Genomic DNA, 285 nt, shown 5'->3' on the forward strand with positions numbered 1-285 from the left:
GTTTCTGGTTTCAGCCCCTTTCGATTTCCAGATACTTTCCCCATACAAGTAATTTTGTTTTTAGATGTTTATTTTCTACACGAAGCTGTTCTAAATCACTGAGCTCTTTTGGTCCTTTTCCATAAGAATATTGTTTTCCTACAAGTTGTTGAAAACGGTACGTTTAACCGGTACGATACCACTTCATCCACGTCTTAATTTGGGAAACATTTTTAATTCCAAGCTTCTCCATAATTGTACGATTTGAATAGCCGTCTTTCTTCATTTCGATCACTTTCCACTTTG

1 pseudogene is annotated in these 285 nt (G+C 36.1%); it reads right to left on the bottom strand.

Annotated features, from left to right (window positions below):
- Positions 1-285: pseudogene (locus ACS2QP_RS27570) on the bottom strand (helix-turn-helix domain-containing protein); the annotation flags it as partial.

The sequence above is a fragment of the Bacillus cereus group sp. Bce019 genome, from assembly GCF_051781745.1.
Classification (GTDB): Bacteria; Bacillota; Bacilli; order Bacillales; family Bacillaceae_G; genus Bacillus_A; species Bacillus_A cereus.